16 protein-coding genes and 2 pseudogenes are annotated in these 17,717 nt (G+C 40.6%); 10 read left to right on the forward strand and 8 right to left on the reverse strand.

Going from position 1 to position 17,717, the window contains the following annotated elements; genetic code table 11:
* Positions 1-319 precede the first annotated feature (319 nt).
* Both AVJ20_RS09380 and AVJ20_RS09390 read right to left on the reverse strand, forming a co-directional pair.
* Positions 320-1,656: pseudogene (locus AVJ20_RS09380) on the reverse strand (ISNCY family transposase).
* A 146-nt stretch (positions 1,657-1,802) separates the two neighbouring features.
* The gene (locus tag AVJ20_RS09390; RefSeq protein WP_111885019.1) at positions 1,803-3,128 is read right to left on the reverse strand and encodes an ISNCY family transposase; all 1,326 of its coding nucleotides are present in this window, start codon (positions 3,126-3,128) and stop codon (positions 1,803-1,805) included.
* Between the two features lie 258 nt (positions 3,129-3,386).
* Between AVJ20_RS09390 and AVJ20_RS09400 the strand changes: the two genes are divergently transcribed.
* The 3 genes from AVJ20_RS09400 to ftn all read left to right on the forward strand — a co-directional run bounded on the left by AVJ20_RS09400 (position 3,387) and on the right by ftn (position 6,027).
* Complete coding sequence (locus tag AVJ20_RS09400) at positions 3,387-3,875, forward strand: immunity 26/phosphotriesterase HocA family protein (protein WP_078194246.1); 489 nt, start codon at positions 3,387-3,389, stop codon at positions 3,873-3,875.
* 351 nt (positions 3,876-4,226) lie between these two features.
* Complete coding sequence (gene rlmF / locus AVJ20_RS09405) at positions 4,227-5,201, forward strand: 23S rRNA (adenine(1618)-N(6))-methyltransferase RlmF (protein WP_111885021.1); 975 nt, start codon at positions 4,227-4,229, stop codon at positions 5,199-5,201.
* Positions 5,202-5,562: 361 nt separating this feature from the next.
* Complete coding sequence (gene ftn, locus AVJ20_RS09410; RefSeq protein ID WP_067762676.1) at positions 5,563-6,027, forward strand: heteropolymeric bacterioferritin subunit Ftn; 465 nt, start codon at positions 5,563-5,565, stop codon at positions 6,025-6,027.
* A 58-nt stretch (positions 6,028-6,085) separates the two neighbouring features.
* On the opposite strand, the gene AVJ20_RS09415 is transcribed toward ftn, so the two are convergent.
* Positions 6,086-6,619: a peroxiredoxin gene (locus AVJ20_RS09415; RefSeq protein ID WP_416240543.1), complete on the reverse strand. Its 534-nt coding sequence runs from the start codon at positions 6,617-6,619 to the stop codon at positions 6,086-6,088.
* A gap of 223 nt (positions 6,620-6,842) precedes the next feature.
* Here AVJ20_RS09415 and AVJ20_RS09420 point away from each other — a divergent pair, with 223 nt between their 5' ends.
* The 5 genes from AVJ20_RS09420 to bioD all read left to right on the forward strand — a co-directional run bounded on the left by AVJ20_RS09420 (position 6,843) and on the right by bioD (position 11,550).
* Positions 6,843-7,574 (forward strand): hydrolase, encoded by a 732-nt coding sequence (locus tag AVJ20_RS09420; RefSeq protein WP_111885023.1) that lies wholly within the window; start codon positions 6,843-6,845, stop codon positions 7,572-7,574.
* A gap of 86 nt (positions 7,575-7,660) precedes the next feature.
* The gene (gene bioA / locus AVJ20_RS09425) at positions 7,661-8,953 is read left to right on the forward strand and encodes an adenosylmethionine--8-amino-7-oxononanoate transaminase (protein WP_111885024.1); all 1,293 of its coding nucleotides are present in this window, start codon (positions 7,661-7,663) and stop codon (positions 8,951-8,953) included.
* On the forward strand, positions 8,950-10,107 hold the full coding sequence (locus AVJ20_RS09430) for an 8-amino-7-oxononanoate synthase (protein WP_111885025.1): 1,158 nt from the start codon (positions 8,950-8,952) through the stop codon (positions 10,105-10,107). Before bioA ends, AVJ20_RS09430 begins: the two co-directional genes overlap by 4 nt.
* A gap of 7 nt (positions 10,108-10,114) precedes the next feature.
* The gene (gene bioC / locus AVJ20_RS09435) at positions 10,115-10,903 is read left to right on the forward strand and encodes a malonyl-ACP O-methyltransferase BioC (RefSeq protein ID WP_111885026.1); all 789 of its coding nucleotides are present in this window, start codon (positions 10,115-10,117) and stop codon (positions 10,901-10,903) included.
* Positions 10,900-11,550 (forward strand): dethiobiotin synthase, encoded by a 651-nt coding sequence (gene bioD / locus AVJ20_RS09440; RefSeq protein ID WP_111885027.1) that lies wholly within the window; start codon positions 10,900-10,902, stop codon positions 11,548-11,550. Before bioC ends, bioD begins: the two co-directional genes overlap by 4 nt.
* Before the next feature lie 46 nt (positions 11,551-11,596).
* On the opposite strand, the gene rluB is transcribed toward bioD, so the two are convergent.
* Genes rluB through AVJ20_RS09455 form a run of 3 tightly spaced genes read right to left on the reverse strand, consistent with a single transcriptional unit; the run spans position 11,597 to position 14,144 of the window.
* Positions 11,597-12,715: a 23S rRNA pseudouridine(2605) synthase RluB gene (rluB, locus tag AVJ20_RS09445; RefSeq protein WP_111885028.1), complete on the reverse strand. Its 1,119-nt coding sequence runs from the start codon at positions 12,713-12,715 to the stop codon at positions 11,597-11,599.
* Between the two features lie 41 nt (positions 12,716-12,756).
* Positions 12,757-13,353: an SMC-Scp complex subunit ScpB gene (gene scpB / locus AVJ20_RS09450; protein ID WP_078190063.1), complete on the reverse strand. Its 597-nt coding sequence runs from the start codon at positions 13,351-13,353 to the stop codon at positions 12,757-12,759.
* Positions 13,350-14,144, reverse strand: coding sequence for a segregation and condensation protein A (locus AVJ20_RS09455; protein ID WP_078190062.1), 795 nt, complete (start codon positions 14,142-14,144; stop codon positions 13,350-13,352). The genes scpB and AVJ20_RS09455 overlap by 4 nt, the downstream gene beginning before the upstream one ends.
* Before the next feature lie 339 nt (positions 14,145-14,483).
* Here AVJ20_RS09455 and AVJ20_RS09460 point away from each other — a divergent pair.
* Positions 14,484-15,203, forward strand: a pseudogene (locus AVJ20_RS09460) (GNAT family N-acetyltransferase).
* Positions 15,204-15,647: 444 nt separating this feature from the next.
* Here AVJ20_RS09460 and AVJ20_RS09470 read toward each other — a convergent pair.
* Positions 15,648-16,265 (reverse strand): L-threonylcarbamoyladenylate synthase, encoded by a 618-nt coding sequence (locus AVJ20_RS09470; RefSeq protein WP_078190059.1) that lies wholly within the window; start codon positions 16,263-16,265, stop codon positions 15,648-15,650.
* Positions 16,266-16,354: 89 nt separating this feature from the next.
* Entirely contained in the window at positions 16,355-17,017 is a 663-nt protein-coding gene (locus tag AVJ20_RS09475; RefSeq protein ID WP_111885029.1) for an elongation factor P hydroxylase, read from the reverse strand.
* A gap of 97 nt (positions 17,018-17,114) precedes the next feature.
* Between AVJ20_RS09475 and AVJ20_RS09480 the strand changes: the two genes are divergently transcribed.
* Positions 17,115-17,672, forward strand: a complete 558-nt coding sequence (locus tag AVJ20_RS09480) for a YceD family protein (RefSeq protein ID WP_078194223.1) — start codon at positions 17,115-17,117, stop codon at positions 17,670-17,672.
* Positions 17,673-17,717 lie beyond the last annotated feature (45 nt).

Genomic DNA, 17,717 nt, shown 5'->3' on the forward strand with positions numbered 1-17,717 from the left:
TATCATATTGAGAATATTTAGTTTTGTCTTTGATTGATTTGAAAAAATATATGTTGATGATTGGGTTTAATGCGCACTAAATTCAGCAGAGAATGCTGTAAAAGAACTTTTTTATTGATCTTAAAAACGTAAATATGGGATGAATGTTGGATAGATGTATATTCTTATGAGTATGGATGCAAAATCTCACAGAAAAATGGACAAAGAGTCATATCTAACTTGTGCGCTTTAATTTAAAGCCTAGATATTAGGTCTAGGCTTCTTCTGTTATTCACCAATTAAAATGTCTATGCGATAAACCATTTAAAATGTCCTGTTTTTAACTACAAGAGTCAAGCACAGGATTTAAATTTCTTTGTTCAATAACAACTTTCTGAGCTTTACGACTCGGCATACTTTTCTTGAGACGGGAACGTTTATTCTGTTTCTCCAATTCCTCATGTTGCTGCTGGATATGGGCCAGGACCGAACCTAATCTTTTATTCTCAACCCCATCATTCTGCTGTAGTCCAGCCAGTTTATTGAAGACGCTATAGTTGATCTTCCGTCCTTCATGCATGATTGCCACAGTACCATCCGGGTACTCCAGAAATGAAATGTATTGCCCAACAAGCTTATGATTCAGCTCTGTCGGTTCAAGCATATAAATACACTTGTCATAGGTCAGGGTCAGATTCTTGGTGACCTTACGCGGTTCCTGCCAGTTAAAAATATCATCCAGTTCAAGATCAGATTCGGTTAATGGCCGATGCAGGTTCTTTGAGTTTCGCGCACATTTGGCGAACTTCTGATTGAACTGCTCAATAAAGCAGGGTAACCATATATTGGCCTCTGCAATCGAACCCCGATGCCTTCCAGGCGCATCTCTTTGATCAGACGGTCCTGAAGGGTTCTGTTGGCACGTTCCACACGACCTTTGGCTTGGGGTGAGTTGGCAAAGATAATATCGATGTTCAAATTATTCAGAATCCGCCCAAATTGCGTAATCTGGCTGTCTTGCCTGGATTTCTGATTAACTCTGAATACCGAATGCTTGTCGCTATAAAAGGCTAGAGGTTTGCCGTATTGTTCAATATAGGCTCGGGTTGAAAGCATATAATCAAAGGTTGTTTCAGCCTCACAAAAGCGCAGATGCAACAGCTTTCCAGTGGCATCATCGATATAAACCAGCAAGCAGCATTTGGCGGCTCGTCCTTCAAACCAGTCATGATATGAACCATCAATCTGGATCAACTCACCGAAGCAATCCCGGTTATATCGAGGCTGATATGGCCGTTTCAGACGCTTGGATCGCGGAATCCAGAGCTCATTGACAGTCATCCAGCGACGAACCGTTTCCACAGGAATATTCAGACCAAACATGCTCATCAGCTTCTCATGAGCCAAGGTTGGGCCAAAGCCCAGCAGATGTTCAGAAATAATGGAAAGGCATTCAGACTTTACGGCTTCATCATGGCGACGATGGCCAGGTTGACCACGACTGGCATGTATCAGGCCTGAAACACCGTCTTGCTTTAGCTTCTGTAATAATCGGGTAATTTGGCGGGTAGAAAGATTGAGGATTTCAGAAGCACGGACTTGGGTAATACGATGATCTCGAACATCTTGCAGTACAGCAAGACGTTGAATTTCTTTATCAGACATAGTGATCAGCATCTATATTTTATATCCAGCCCATGATGGTTAAACCATCATAAACTAGACATTTTTATTGGTGAGAATATAGACACTTTAAATGGGTTCTAACATCTTCTGTTATTCCTAAGTAGAAATGTCCTACCTAATAACCAAATAGAAATGTCCTATATGGACATTTCCAAGTCAAGCACAGGATTCAGATTTCGTTGTTCAATCGCTGTTTTCTGTGCTTGTCTACGTGGCATCTTTTGAGAACGATTGCGTTTGTTTTGGTGTTCCAGTTGTTCATGCTGTTGTTGAATATGTGCCAGCACAGAACCCAAACGTTTATTCTCAACGATCTCTCTCTGGTTGAGCTGACTTAATTTATCAAAGATGCTGTAATTGATTTTTCTTCCCTGATATTCAATGGCTACAGTACCATCCGGATATTCCAGGAACTCAAGATACTTGCCGACCAATCTTTGATTTTCTTCGCTGTTTTCCAAGATATATACGCATTTATCATAAGTAATCGTCAAGCTGTTCGTGACCCTGCGGGGTTCACGCCAGGTAAAAACATCATCTAATTCTTCGGCTGTTTCAGCGATAGGCCGATGTAGATCCTTGGGATTAAAAGCCATCTTGGCGAATTTACGATTAAATTGCTCAATAAAGCACGGCAGCCACTTATTGGCATCTGCAATTGAACTGATGCCTTCTAAACGCATCTCCTTAATCAGACGATCCTGAAGTGTTCTATTCGCTCGTTCTACACGACCTTTGGCTTGAGGGGAGTTAGCGAAAATGATATCGATATTGAGAGTGCTCAGAACACGTCCAAACTGGGTAATCTTGGTGTCTTTCTTGCTACTTTGATTCACCCTAAAAACTGAATGTTTGTCACTGTAAAATGCCAATGGCTTACCATGCTGTTCGATATATAAACGTGTCGAAATCATATAGTCAAAGGCTGACTCTGACGCACAGAAGCGTAAATGCTGCAATTTTCCTGTGGCATCATCGATGAATACTAGCAGACAGCATTTAGGTGCTCGACCTTCAAACCAATCATGGTGTGAGCCATCAATTTGGATCAATTCACCATAACAATCTCGGTTATAACGAGGCTGATATGGTCGTTTCAGGCGCTTGCAGCGAGGGATCCATAAATCGGCTGCAATCATCCAGGAACGCAGGGTTTCTACTGAAAGATCGAATCCATGCACGGTGGTGAGCTTTTCATGCGCTAAAGTGGGTCCGAAACCATAAAGTTGATCTGAAACAATATTGAGACACTTAAGTCTGAGTTCTTCAGGAAGTTTAGAATTGCTGATTTGGCCACGACCGGCATGGGCTAATGCAACTGGACCTTGGGCTTTGTATTTCTGCAGTAAGCGTCTGATCTGACGTTCTGAAATATGAAGTAGCTGAGCAGCCTGGGATTGAGTTATACGTTGATCGCAGATTTCCTGCAAGACCGACAATCGTTTAAGTTCTTTATCCGACATAGACACCAACATATCAAACCGTCCGCTAAGGAAATTGCAGAAGTGCATATTCTAAAAGCGGACATTTTTACTTTGGAGAAACCAGACATTTCTATTTTGGAGTTACATCTTCATTTCGTATAACAGCCATTATGTTAAATAGTTTATTTCTATTAGCTTCTGTAAAGCTCAATAGTAAATTAAGCTAGTTTCTTAATGTGACAGAACCTTATTATTTGCAGGAATGTATTTGAGATTTTGGTAAGTAGATCAGAAATTATGGAACAAAGAACAAAACGTAAGAGAATTAAAGAAGGTGATGTGATTGCAATTAATTTGGGGAATCTAAGCTATGGCTATGGCATAGTTTTAAAATCTCCATTGGCAGGGTTCTACAATTTACAGACGAAAAATTTAGAATTGAATGTTAATTTCATAACATCACATTCGATTTTGTTTAAAGTACCTGTCATGAATTACGCATTTAAATCCGAGAAATGGCATATTATTGGGAATGTAGAATTAAATGACGATTTAAAACAGAAGGTTTACTTCTTTAAGCAAGATATGTTTGATCATTCAATTTCTATTTATTATGAAGATGGAACTGAAGGTATCGATATTCCAGCAACATATGAAGAAGTAAAAGATTTGGAACGTGCTGCTGTATGGGATCCTGAGCATGTAGAAGATCGTTTAAGAGATCATTTTAATGGTGTACCGAATGAGTGGGTTAAACAATTACGCCCTAAACCCTCTGCATCTTAAAATTAACATAATACACCTTATACGAAATTCTATTTTTTATTTCATATAAATCAATATCTTATACTTATATAAAAAGCCCAATCAACACTGATTGGTTTTTTTTGTTGATTCTTCATGTTTCGCGACTATTATTCAATCAATGTTCCGCGGTTTTGTTTAATGATATAGCAAACAAAAATGTCTAGATAAAATAAGCATAAATATCTTAGTTGTTATTAATTTTGCAGATAGACAAATAAAAGGATTGGGGCGTCATTGATGGTCAAATTCACGTACAATATCGATTAATTTGCAGGTATAGATCCTGCCTTATCAGTTGATTCTGTTCTCCCGTTGAATATTGGCATACACATGGCGCAAGCAAAGAAATCTTTTCCGCAGCAAAAATCGGAATTACATGCACGAAATCTGCATCGCAGTCGTTACGATTTTCCTCAACTCATTAAGAGTTGTCCGGAACTTGCACCTTTTGTCAGCCCAAATAAATATAATGATTTATCGGTAGATTTTTCTGATCCACACGCTGTGAAAATGCTGAATAAAGCATTGCTCAAGCATTTTTATGGCATTCAATATTGGGATATTCCCAAAGATTTTCTTTGCCCGCCTATTCCGGGGCGAGCGGACTATATTCACTATTTGGCTGACTTGTTAAGTGCCAACAACAAAGGGCAGATTCTAACAGGACACACCGTTCAAGTCTTAGATATTGGGGTGGGTGCGAACTGTATTTATCCGATTATTGGTCATCGCAGCTATGGCTGGAAATTTGTCGGCTCAGACATACATGCTGCATCGGTTAAAAGTGCTCAATTTATTGTGGAGGCAAATCCGAATCTGCGTAAAGGCATTCAGATTCGATTGCAAAAAAAAGTGAGCAATATTTTTAATGGTGTGATTAAACCTTCAGATCGTTTTGATTTGACCATGTGTAATCCACCATTTCATGCCTCGCAAGATGAAGCCAACGCGACAGCAACGCAAAAATTAAGAAAACTGGGCAAGCCAGTTGATCGGAGCAAGGTGGTATTAAACTTTGGCGGTCAAAAGAACGAACTCTGGTGTGATGGCGGCGAAGAGCGATTTGTCTGCCAAATGGTACAAGAGAGCATCCAGTTTGCTGAACAATGTCTTTGGTTTAGTACGCTGGTTTCCAAGAAAACAACATTGCCAGTGCTTTTAAAGGCCTTAGCGAAGAGCGGTGCAGTGGATGTGAAAACCATTAAAATGACGCAGGGACAAAAAGAAAGCCGTTTTGTCGCTTGGACTTTTTTAGATTCAAGGCACCAGCAAGCGTGGAAGAATGCACGTTGGACTTCAGCTTAAGTCTGTCTTCTTTGGAGATTTTCGCCTTGTCTTTGACAGCAATGCATAGAGCATCAATATAAAGTTTCCCATAGCGATAAGCACAGTGTATTGAATCAATCTGGAGATATTTTTGCTAAACAAGACGCATTGTTAATTGTTACAAAAAACAGCATACAGCGATTTTTGATTATTACGTGTTCTAAATGCCTTGAATATTCTGCAAGGGCTTCTTTTATATGTGAAAAATGCGCGGAATTGAACTGCAAATGCGTATGTTTATCATTTAAATTTTATATAAATCATAAGCTTACAAAAATTATATTTTGCATTCATTTTGAAACTTGTCCATAATATTTGAAAAGGGTATGGAGTGAAGAAAATGCGTGGCAATCCAGAAGTCGTAGACTACTTAAATATGCTGATCGGTGGCGAACTGGCTGCTCGTGATCAATACTTAATTCATTCCCGTATGTATGAAGATTGGGGCTTAAGTAAAATCTTTGAACGTATCGATCATGAAAGCCAAGAAGAAGGCTCACATGCAGATGCATTGATTCGTCGCGTATTGTTCCTTGAAGGAACGCCGAATATGAATCGTGATGATATTGAAGTCGGTACAGACGTTGTGACTTGTTTAAAAGCGGATTTGGCGCTTGAATATCATGTTCGTGAGAAACTTGCTCAAGGCGTAAAATTGTGTGAAGAAAAGGGTGACTATGTGACCCGTGATATGCTCCGTCAGCAAATGTCAGATACTGAAGAAGATCATACCTACTGGCTTGAAAAGCAAATGCGTTTGATCGAACTGATTGGCCTACCAAATTATATTCAGTCTCAAATGTAATTTAAAAAATATCAAAATAAACCCAGCTTCTGCTGGGTTTTTTATTGGACCATGAAAACTATTGTTGTAGTTTTTTGATATCGGCCAAGACCTTCGCCGCATGTGTCTGTGCATTCACGCTGGTGTAGTGATACACAATAATGCCTTTCGGATCAATAAGAAAGGTTTCACGTTTGGCAACTTTCAAAATCCCTAAGTTTCGTACAATACCTAGCTGAGTCGCCAGTTTGTGCTGTTGGTCGGCAAGAATTGGAAAGGGAAGTCCAAGTGCTTTAGAGAACTTTTGATGTGATGCAACATCATCTAAGCTTGCGCCCAAAACAACCGCATTACTTTTTAAAAATTGTGGATATAGGGTTTTAAATTGATTGGCTTCTTCTGTGCAACCCGGTGAATTGTCTTTGGGGTAAAAATATAGAACAAGCCATTTCCCTTGATATTGCTTCAGTTCGTGCCATTTTTCATTTTGATCTTGCAATTTAAAGTTGGGTGCGGGTGTGCCTACCCATTGTTTTTGTTTGTTTTGATTGGTGCTGAGTATGGATGTTTCAGCAACTGTGATTTGGGTAGTTGCTATTAAAGCACATGTCATGAAACAGATTTTTAGCAATGAAGAAACTTTCATAGAGCATCAGTTTATATTGTTCTTTATCTGATCTTAGCAAATTTTAAAGCGCTGTAGGCTAGCTGATTTTATATTTATTGAAGTAGATTTCGAATGTCTTTTGGCAAATCGGTTGATGTGCTGAAATGCCACTATCAAACGTGCTCTGAACTTTTATACTATTTGGAATCGTTTAATTTTAGAGTTTGCATTGAAACAACAGATTTTACTTATTACTGGATGGGGCGGAGGTCGTAAATTACTTGCTCCTTTACAGCAGGCATTGATCACCCAAGGTTATCAGGTCCAATTATGGAATATTTTTGATGCCTTAAATCCAGCAGTGCTGGAACAGAAAGTTGAATTGGCGCAGCAATTTGATGTGATTATTGGCTGGTCCCTTGGTGGTCAATTGGCGACGATTTTGGTAGATGAAATTCAAAAAAAATATCAACAACAGAAAGTGCTGATCACATTAGGCTCAAATCCAAGTTTTGTAGCTGATGAACAGTGGCCTGCTGCGATGGATCAAGCGAGTTTTCAAAGCTTCAAACAATCTTTCGAGCAGGATGCGATTTCTACCTTAAAGAAGTTTGGTTATATGGTTTGTCAGGGTACTGATAGCACTAAGCAAGATTTCATCACCTTGCAAAGTTTGATTCAAGCGCAAAATTTAGATGTGCTTCGAGCAGGATTGAACTGTTTGGGGAAGCTTAATAATGTCAGTATCTTGAAAAATTACACTGGTCATCAATACCATTTGTTTGCTAAGCAAGATTATTTGGTTAGTTACAAAGTTGAGCGATTATTGAGTAATTTAGCCGTAAAGTTTTTGGATACAGAATTGGTTTCTGGCTCACATGGCTTTCCATTGTTTCAATCTAAAGTTATAAGTTGCAAAATCTGCCAATATTTAAAGAAAATAGAACAAATCTCTGACTAGCTGGGCTTTATGGCAATTTATTTTTCCTTGCAGTGGGTTTAACATCTTGCCTCATTGATGTTTAAGCCTGATACATGGAGTGAGGGATGGCCAATTTAACCGATCTACAATTTGATCAGCAGCATATTTGGCATCCCTATACATCGATGACTCAGCCCCTTCCAACGTTTAAAGTGAAACGTGCGCAAGGGGTAATGATTGAGCTTGAAGATGGTCGTCAATTGATTGATGGTATGTCTTCATGGTGGTGTGCAATTCATGGTTATAACCATCCCGAGCTAAATCAGGCAGTGACCGATCAACTGCAACAGATGTCTCATATCATGTTTGGTGGATTGACACATGATCCCGCGATTCAACTGGCTAAATTACTGTTAAAAATCACACCGCCCAGTTTAGATAAAATCTTCTTTGCTGATTCAGGTTCGGTTGCTGTCGAAGTAGCCTTGAAAATGGCAGTGCAGTATTGGGCGTCTTTGCATCAACCGAATAAAACCAATTTTGTCACTCCACGTTCTGGCTATCACGGAGATACATGGAATGCCATGTCGGTTTGTGACCCTGTGACTGGCATGCATCAAATATTTGGTTCCAGTTTACCCAATCGAATTTTTGTTGCCGCACCGCAAACGGCCTTTGATGAGGTGTGGAATCCTGGCGACATTTTAGAGCTTGAACAAACTTTGGCTGCGCAGCATGAAAGTATTGCAGCGTTGATTTTGGAGCCGATTGTGCAAGGTGCAGGAGGCATGCGTTTCTACCATCCTGAATATTTGCGTCAAGCTAAATTACTCTGCGAAAAATACAATATCTTGCTGATCTTCGATGAGATTGCGACAGGTTTCGGGCGTACAGGAAAACTCTTTGCTTGGGAATGGGTCGCAGTTGAGCCAGATATTATGTGTATTGGTAAAGGACTGACAGGCGGTTATATGACCTTGTCTGCAACCCTGACTACGCAGAAAGTCGCGAATACGATTAGCCAAGGCGAAGCCGGCGTGTTTATGCATGGCCCAACCTTTATGGCAAATCCTTTGGCTTGCGCTGTGGCTGTAAAAAGTACCGAACTGCTACTTTCTCAAGATTGGCAAGCCAATATTCGACGTATCGAAACTCAATTGAAGTTTCATTTACCAACACTTTCATCGCTTGAACATGTCAAAGATGTGCGAATACTTGGTGCTATTGGTGTGGTGGAATTGACCTTCAATGTAGATATGAAAACGCTACAACAGGAGTTTGTTCGTCGTGGTATTTGGATTCGTCCATTTGGGAAACTGGTTTATGTGATGCCACCCTATATTATTTCTGAGTATGAATTAAAAATTTTGCTAGAACACATGGTTGAGGTGGTGAAAAACATGGGGCAGTCGGTATGAATCTGCTTAGCCATTTTTCAGATCAACTTGATCAACTGAAACAGCAAGGCAACTTACGTCAGTTCACTTCTAATCTTCAGCACGATCATTGCATCAGTATTCACGATCACAATATGTTGAATTTAGCGTCAAATGACTATTTAGGTCTGGCTTCAAACCTACATCTACGTGAACAGTTTTTTGATGAAACCCCGAACGCACAGCGTTGGATGAGTTCATCCTCTTCGCGGTTACTGACGGGAAACTTTCCTGAATATGAACAACTTGAATCAACATTAAGTGATGCCTTTCATGGCCGATCAGCACTGTTATTTAATAGCGGCTATCACATGAATATCGGGATTTTACCTGCACTGGCAGACAGTAAAACCTTGATATTGGCGGATAAGCTGATTCATGCCAGTATGATTGATGGCATCCGATTATCGAGTGCGAAATATGTACGTTATCGCCATAATGATTTGGCGCATCTTTCTCAGCTTTTATGCAAATATCATGAAGATGAGGCTTTTGAGCGGATCATTGTGGTGACTGAATCGATTTTCAGTATGGATGGTGATGAAACCGATTTGGCTGAACTGGTACGGATCAAAAAACAATTTCCCAAAGTGATGTTGTATGTCGATGAGGCGCATGCAATCGGTGTACGCGGTGAGCGTGGTTTAGGCTGTGCTGAACAATATCAAGTGATTGATGATATTGATCTTTTAGTCGGGACATTTGGTAAAGCACTGGCTTCAATAGGGGGGTATCTCATCTGTCATGCGATTATTCGTGACTATTTGATTAACTCGATGCGACCGTTGATTTTTAGTACCGCACAGCCCCCGATCTGTATGGCGTGGACAGATTTTATTTTCAAGAATGTTTTAAATTTAAAAGCAGAGCGTCACCATTTACAGCAAATCAGTCAAAATTTGCAACAAGCTGTGCAAGCCAAAGGTTTTGATTGTCCATCTACATCACATATTGTGCCTGTCATTATTGGCGAGTCGAATAAAACAGTTGCCAAGGCTCAAGCTTTGCAAGCGGCAGGTTTTTATATCATGCCTGTACGTCCACCCACTGTGCCGCAGCATAGTTCGCGCTTACGCATTTCACTCACTGCTCAGATTACACAAACTGATTTGGATCAGTTGACTAAATTGTTGTGAGTGACTTGTGAATAATTTTGAGATTGATAAATCCCAAGTGGCGTTACGCTTTGCTCAGGCAGGGCACAGCTATGCTGAACATGCCGTAGCACAAAAAGAGATTGCTCAACATTTATTTGAGTTGATGCAGGAGTATTGTCCAAAGTTGCAAAATCACCCTGTAGAAACGGTTTTTGAAATTGGATGTGGCTCGGGGAATTTAAGCAATTTAATGCTGGAAAATATGCAAATCAATCATTTGGTTTTAAATGATCTGTATGCAGAAATTCAACAACATTTTCAGTCAAGTCCACAGATTCAGTACTGGCTAGGAGATATCGAACAACTTGAATTTCCACAGCATATAGACTTGATCGCATCCAGTTCGGCTTTGCAATGGGTAGGAAACTTTGCAGGCATTGTAGAAAAAGCCTTTCAAGGTTTAAATCCAGAGGCATATTTTTGTTTTTCGACCTTTGGGCAGCAGAATTTACAGGAAATAAAAGCTTTGACCGGGCAGGGTTTGGATTACCTCGATATTGACATGCTTCAAGTCATATTAAGTCAAAAAGGTTTTGAAATTCTGCATCTTTCAGAGCAGACAGCGGCTTTATATTTTGATCATCCAAAGCAGGTTTTGCAGCATTTAAAAGCGACAGGTGTGACTGCGACAGCCTCACATTTTCGTTGGACGAAACAATCACTCTTTGATTTTTATTCAGCATATCAACAGTTTTCTTTGCGTGATGAAACTGGGCAGATGCGTTATGCACTGACCTATCATCCGATTTTTTGTATTGCACGGAGAATGCCATGACAGGGCAAGTTTATTTCATTAGTGGGATCGATACAGGCATCGGTAAAACATATACCACAGGCTATTTGGCTAAAATATGGAATGAACAAGGGGCGCGAACGATCACGCAAAAGTTGATCCAAACAGGCAATGTCGATATTTCTGAGGATATAGAACAACATCGTCAAATTATGGGCACGGGGTTGTTGGTCGAAGATGAAACCAAACTCACGATGCCTGAAATATTTAGTTATCCTGCGTCGCCACATCTCGCCACCAAAATCGATGGACGTGACATTGATTTTGCTAAAATCGAATACGCGACAAAACGTTTAACTGAAAAATATGACAACGTTTTACTCGAAGGTGCAGGTGGGTTGATGGTGCCATTAACCACGGATCTTTTAACCATCGACTATGTTGTAGAGAAAAAATATCCCGTTATTTTGGTGACATCAGGTCGTTTGGGCAGCATTAACCATACGATTTTAAGTTTGGAAGCACTAAAAAGTCGTGGCTTGGCACTTTATACACTGGCTTATAATTTAAATGATGAATCGCAAGATGCATTGATTTCCAAAGATACTGCTGAATATTTAAAAGCATATTTAGCCAAACACTTTCCAGAGGCGTTATGGATTGATGTTCCTGTAATTCCATCTGTATAAAGAAACAAAAACCGCTCAAATGAGCGGTTTTTTTATACTTAAGAAATTAAAATTTCTTAAAGCCTTTGTTGTTTCCGCTAAATGCACGACTTGGCACAGAGTCATTACGACGCTCACGATTGCCAAAATTGTCGTTACGACGTTCACGGTTACCGAAGTTTTCACTGTTGCGATCATTACGGTTATTGTTGAACCCTTCGTTGCGACGCTCTGAACGGTTAAATCCATTGCCTTGGAAACCACCTTCAGTACGACCAGTACGACGTTCGCCACGATTGTCTTGATAACCATTGCTTTGTTGTAGCTGGTTTTCGTCACTGTCACGACGTTGTTGGCGTAAGTAACCACCACGACGTGCTGCCATTGGTTTGTCTTGCATACGTTCAGTACGACGTTTTGCCATACCAAATAGGCCAGTACCTTGACGTGGTTTAAGTTCAACTGACTTGGTTAAATTGTCGATATCTTGTTTATCTAGCTCGATCCAGCGACCAGTACGCAGTTCGCGTGGCAGAATTACTGAACCATAACGTGTACGTAAAAGACGGCTCACTTTTAAGCCTTGAGACTCGAAAATACGACGAACTTCGCGGTTACGACCTTCTTTTACGACCACTTGATACCAACGGTTAATACCGTCACCACCAATTTCAGAGAATGACTCAAATTTTGCAGGGCCATCATCTAAAACAACACCTTGTAACATGTTGTTTTTTAATTGAGGAGTGACTTCACCCATGACACGAACGGCATATTCACGTTCGATTTCGCTAGAAGGGTGCATTAAACGGTTCGCCAGTTCACCGTCATTCGTGAACAGCAATAGACCTGTAGAGTTAATATCTAGACGACCTACCATTACCCAACGATCGCCGGTAATTTGAGGTAATTGTTCAAATACCGTTGGACGGTTTTCAGGGTCATTGCGTGAACAAATTTCGCCTTCTGGTTTATAGTAAATCAACACACGGCGACGAATTTCGTCTTCAATTTGGAACTGAACTTTACGACCATCGATGCGAAGCTCATCACCTGGTTCAATACGTTCACCCACTTGGGCAATTTGCCCATTTACGCTCACACGACCAGCGGCAATGACTTCTTCCATATAACGGCGAGAACCCAAACCAACGCGTGCGAGCACCTTTTGCAATTTTTCACTCATGACAGCATAACCTTAGAAATTATCATCAACAGTTCACCTATTTATGACTTCGGTGCATTCGCATCGAGGGCCATAAAAGCTTCCTTGGCATCCTGCAGGGGAGGCAATTGGCCCAATGAGGTTAGACCAAAAGCATTTAAAAATTGAGGCGTTGTAACTAACAACGCGGGTCGTCCTGGGAGTTCACGAAAACCAGATTCTTTAATCCAGTTCCAGTCAAATAACGTACGTAAAATTTGACTATTGTTGGTCACCCCGCGGATTTGCTCAATATCTGCGCGGGTTACCGGTTGATGGTAAGCAATGACAGAAAGAGTTTCGAGCAAGGATGGCGATAAACGAGTTGGTCGTTCAGGCCAGGTCTGTGCAATAATATTACGATATTTTGCACGTACTTGAAAACGGAAACCTTGAGCGGTTTCAACAAGTTCAATTGATCTGCCGTGTTGCAGCATTGAAAGCTGCTGCAAATATTGGCGTAATTCAGTTTTACTGAAACGGTCTTGGAAAGCCTCTTTTAAACGGGCAATACTCACTGCCGCTTCACTGGCAAAAATAATGGCTTCAAGCTGCATCAAAATTTCATGCAGATTATCTTCTGAAGACACCGCAGTCATTTGTTTAAGTTCAGTGTTCATGCACGTGCTCCCTGAATTGCAAGCGGTGCTTCTACACCTGAAGCGACAATTTGGACTTTTTGTTGGCGTGTCAGTTCCAACACGGCCATAAATGTCACGACAACACCCATGCGGCCTTGGCTTGGTTTGAGTAAGTCCGCAAAGTCTAATACTTCACCTGACTCTAGCTTAGTTTCAATATAAGCAATACGTTCTTCGAGTAAGACAGGCTCTTGTAAAATTTGGTGGGTAACCGGTTCTGGTCGATTAAAGACACAGAGTATGGCATCACGAAGTAATTGAATGTCATAGCCATCATTGGTTTCGACAATCGTTCCTAAACTGACATTGGTATCGAAAGTATCTCGATCCAACACTGACATTTGACCTAATCTTTCTGCAGCTTGTTTGATGCGCAAATAGGTTTCTAAACGGTCAATCAATTCTTGTTTAGGATCTTGTTCATGTGCCGCGGTCGATTTAGGTTTTGGCAATAATAGACGCGATTTTAAATCGGCCAATAGGGCTGCCATCACCATATAGTCTGCGGTTAATTCAATATCTAGCGATTTCATTGCATCCATATAAGACAAATATTGGGATGCAATCGGGGCAATATCGACTTGTAATAAGTCGAAGCCATTTTTTTGAATCAGGTAAATCAGAAAGTCGAGTGGTCCTTCGAAATGCTCTAATAGAATTTCAAATGCAGCGGGTGGAATGTACAAATCTTCTGGAATAGCTTCTTGCCACTCATCCAAAACGCGAATGTGTGGAGCATCTTCCATAGAATTATGGACAGTTTGGTTCATTGCAATTATAGGCCACGCGAATTTTCAAAGGCATGCAGACAGCTTTCGCTTCGATCTCACATCGAAAGTAAAAGCACAAAAGTTATAGGGAATAGTGTAATGGAAAAATGCGTTTAAAGAAATTACTGAACGGTTGAATTGGGTAAAAAACTTAAAATTTATAGGGAATAGGCTTTATTTATACACATGTAAAATTTTAAAGCTGTGATATCGATCACATCTTATGTTAATTATAAAAAATACACTCATCAATCCATGAACTCATTTAAGCTGTGATGTCTGGATGATGGGCGTCCAGCATAAAATGATTTGAATGAATTGACTAAAAGAATATTAGCTATGCCACAACAATATAATCAATGGGGTCAGGCCGTAGGGATGACGTTGGCGCAGTTTGAACCTTGCCAGTTCAGATGTAAAACCGAAGTGGGGCAATCTGTTCGGCTTATTCCGATGTTGCCCGATCAGCTTGATGATAGTCTTTTACAGCGGCTATGGCAGACAGTACAACAAGAACCCGATGAACGCTGTTGGACGTATTTGCCTTATTCTCAAATTCAAAGCATGCAGCAATTGCGTGATTATTTTTAGCAATCCTTTCATTTTGCGGGTTCCATGCATTATGTCATTGAGGTTGGTGAAGCCGTTGTAGGGTGGATTGGTTTGCTCAATGTACGCCCAGCACATGCCGTCATTGAAATTGGCAATGTCTATTTTTCAAGTTTAATGAAGCAATCAACAGCCGCAACTGAAACTATTTATCTATTGTTAAAAGCATGCTTTGCAGCGGGATATCGACGGGTGGAGTGGAAGTGTGATGACTTGAACACGCCTTCGAAAAACGCTGCTTTGCGTTTTGGCTTTCAATTTGAAGGGCTGTTTCGTCAACATGTGATAGTGAAAGGTCGCAATCGTGATACTGCTTGGTTTGCGATGTTGGATCAGGATTGGCCAATGTTGTCTCAAGCATATGAAGCTTGGCTCAATACAAATAATTTTGATGAGCAGGGACAACAAAAAATTCACTTAAAAGAATTTATGCAGCTTTATTGCGCTTGAGCAAAAGTACACGATCAAGGCTTTGAACCTGTTAGTAAGACCCTTTGTTCAAGTGCAAATTCGATAATGTGTTGGCACTGTGCTTGCGAGCAGAGATTTTGACTGGATCGTCGTTTAAACAGAGATTTCACAGTTGATGTATGTAGAAAATAATGAAAAATTTGCGGCTGTGTTGTCGCTATTGGTGAAATTAAATTCTTATCTATTGCCCTTAGTTGAGCCTTAGATTCTAAAGTCCAAGGCTCAGTGGCATATATAGCAAAATGATTGAGACTGCTATGCTCGGAGACACTGAGGTCTGTCGCATTTTGGAGTTTGAGTAAAATTTGAAATAAAGTCATCAGGTCGATTCCTTTATCGAAAGGTGCTTTAACTGCGTTTTGAGCAGATGACCTTTACATGCTGTGCCTCTGATCGGTAACAGCATGTATTTAACAGTACATGCTATTCAAAGGCACTGACATCACCGACACCGCGGCGGATCACTTCTGGGTATTCACCTGCAAGGTTTACAACGCTAGTGGTATTCAAAGTACCTAAACCTCCATCAATCAATACATCTATGCGTTTACCGATTTGCAATTCAATTTCGTAAGGATCATCAATCGGTTCTTTTTGACCCGGTAAAATTAAGGTCGATGTTAATAAAGGCTCACCCAATTCTTTGAGTAATAATTGGCAAATCGGGTTGCTCGGAATACGCAGTCCAATGGTTTTCTTTTTAGGATGCATTAAACGGCGAGGAACTTCACTGGTGGCAGGCAAAATAAAGGTGGTGACAGCAGGGGTGTTATTTTTCAATAAACGATACATGGCATTGTCGACTTTGGCATACGTGGCAATGTCAGATAAATCTGCACAAATAATCGCATATTGATGTTTAGCATCGAGCTGACGAATTTGGGCAATGCGTTCCATGGCATTTTTGTTCCCAATTTGGCAGCCGATGGCATAGGCGGCATCCGTAGGATAAACCACCACATCGCCGGCACGAATCCGTTCAACGGCCTGCGTAATTAAACGGGGCTGAGGATTTTCCGGATGTATTCTTAAATGCAACATGTCGTTTTCCTCTTATTATTAAAAGCTCTAGACATTATGTCGCGGTCTATTTGCTTTGTGCAATGCGAAATGCAGTCAAATTGTATAATTTAATCAAGCATTTCACGTTGAAATTCATTCGCCTGTAACATTTTGCCAGCACGTGTACAGTGACAAATGCATTGGATAAAGCGCCAAGCATCGCGTGGAAGTTTGGCTTCGCCCTTAAAATAAGCCTGTAATTGTGCATAGACATTATCTTTAAAGCTGCTGCCATCTCCTCCTTCACCAGTGAGGTTATCGAGTGATACACGAAACTTACGCCCAAAGGCTTTGGCAAATAACCATTCGATCGCTTGGGGCTTAATTTCTACCTGTTCAAAGAGGGCTTGTTGCTCTTTGCTACGACCATCTGGTGCATACCAATAGCCTAAATCGGGAAGTAAACGGCGTTGCTCGCCAGCAATAGTCCAATGGCTAATTTCATGCAAAGCGCTATTGAAATAACCATGAGCAAATTGAATACGGGCAGGGCCGTTTGAATCGGCAGGAAAGTACTCGGGCTCACAGTCACCTTTCACTAAGCACACATTCAGGTGGGAAAACCAATGATTAAAGTGTAAGATGAGCCAATCGACGTGTTCTGTTTCTGTGGAAAGTTTCTCCCAAGCCGAGAGTTGCACTTGGTCAGTTGAAATGTCAGAATCAAGCGTTGAAATTGTGCTCATAAGTGATGAAACATTCACTTCTGTTTGCGGCTGCAACAGATGCATAACTTAAGTTACCCAAATGGTCTGTCTAAATAAGTACAAAATTGTATCTTAATCTTTGACAGAGTACTGATGAATTTGTAGAATTGCCGCCTTAATTATGTCAGCAAATACCTTTCCGGCACAGATTGAGCCGTTTAAATGGGCTGAACAGGGCTTTAAATGGTCAGGAACACTGCCATTATCTCGCTTTGTTCGTATTGCTCGTGAAGCTGTTGGATCAATTGATGATCAATTGATTAACATAGACTGTAAGCTATCAATGGATGCTTATCATCGCATTGTATGGCTAGATGGTCATGTTGAAACAAATGTTCCAATGGAATGCCAGCGTTGTCTGGATACTGTTGAGATCCCACTTGTTTCAAGTTTTCATCTAGCTCTTGTAGATGACGAGTCACTGATAGAGCGCTTGGATGAGGATGCTGATTTCATCGTTTTAGGTGAAAGTGAAGCAACAACCAAAGGTTCATATGATGCACCTGCGACTGCTGATTTACTCTCACTGATAGAGGATGAATTGTTATTGTTGATGCCTTTGTCACCTAAGCACGACGCTTGTGAACATAAGCATCAACCTGCCGCTGAAGAGCTTGTTGAAGAAAAACGGGACAACCCGTTTGATGTTTTGGCAGGTTTGAAGGGTAAACTTAACTAATTTTTGTGTTATACTCTTGAGTATAAGACAATCGAATTTGTTCTG

It is taken from the genome of Acinetobacter sp. CFCC 11171 (assembly GCF_003268405.1).
In the GTDB taxonomy this organism is placed as follows: Bacteria; Pseudomonadota; Gammaproteobacteria; order Pseudomonadales; family Moraxellaceae; genus Acinetobacter; species Acinetobacter amyesii.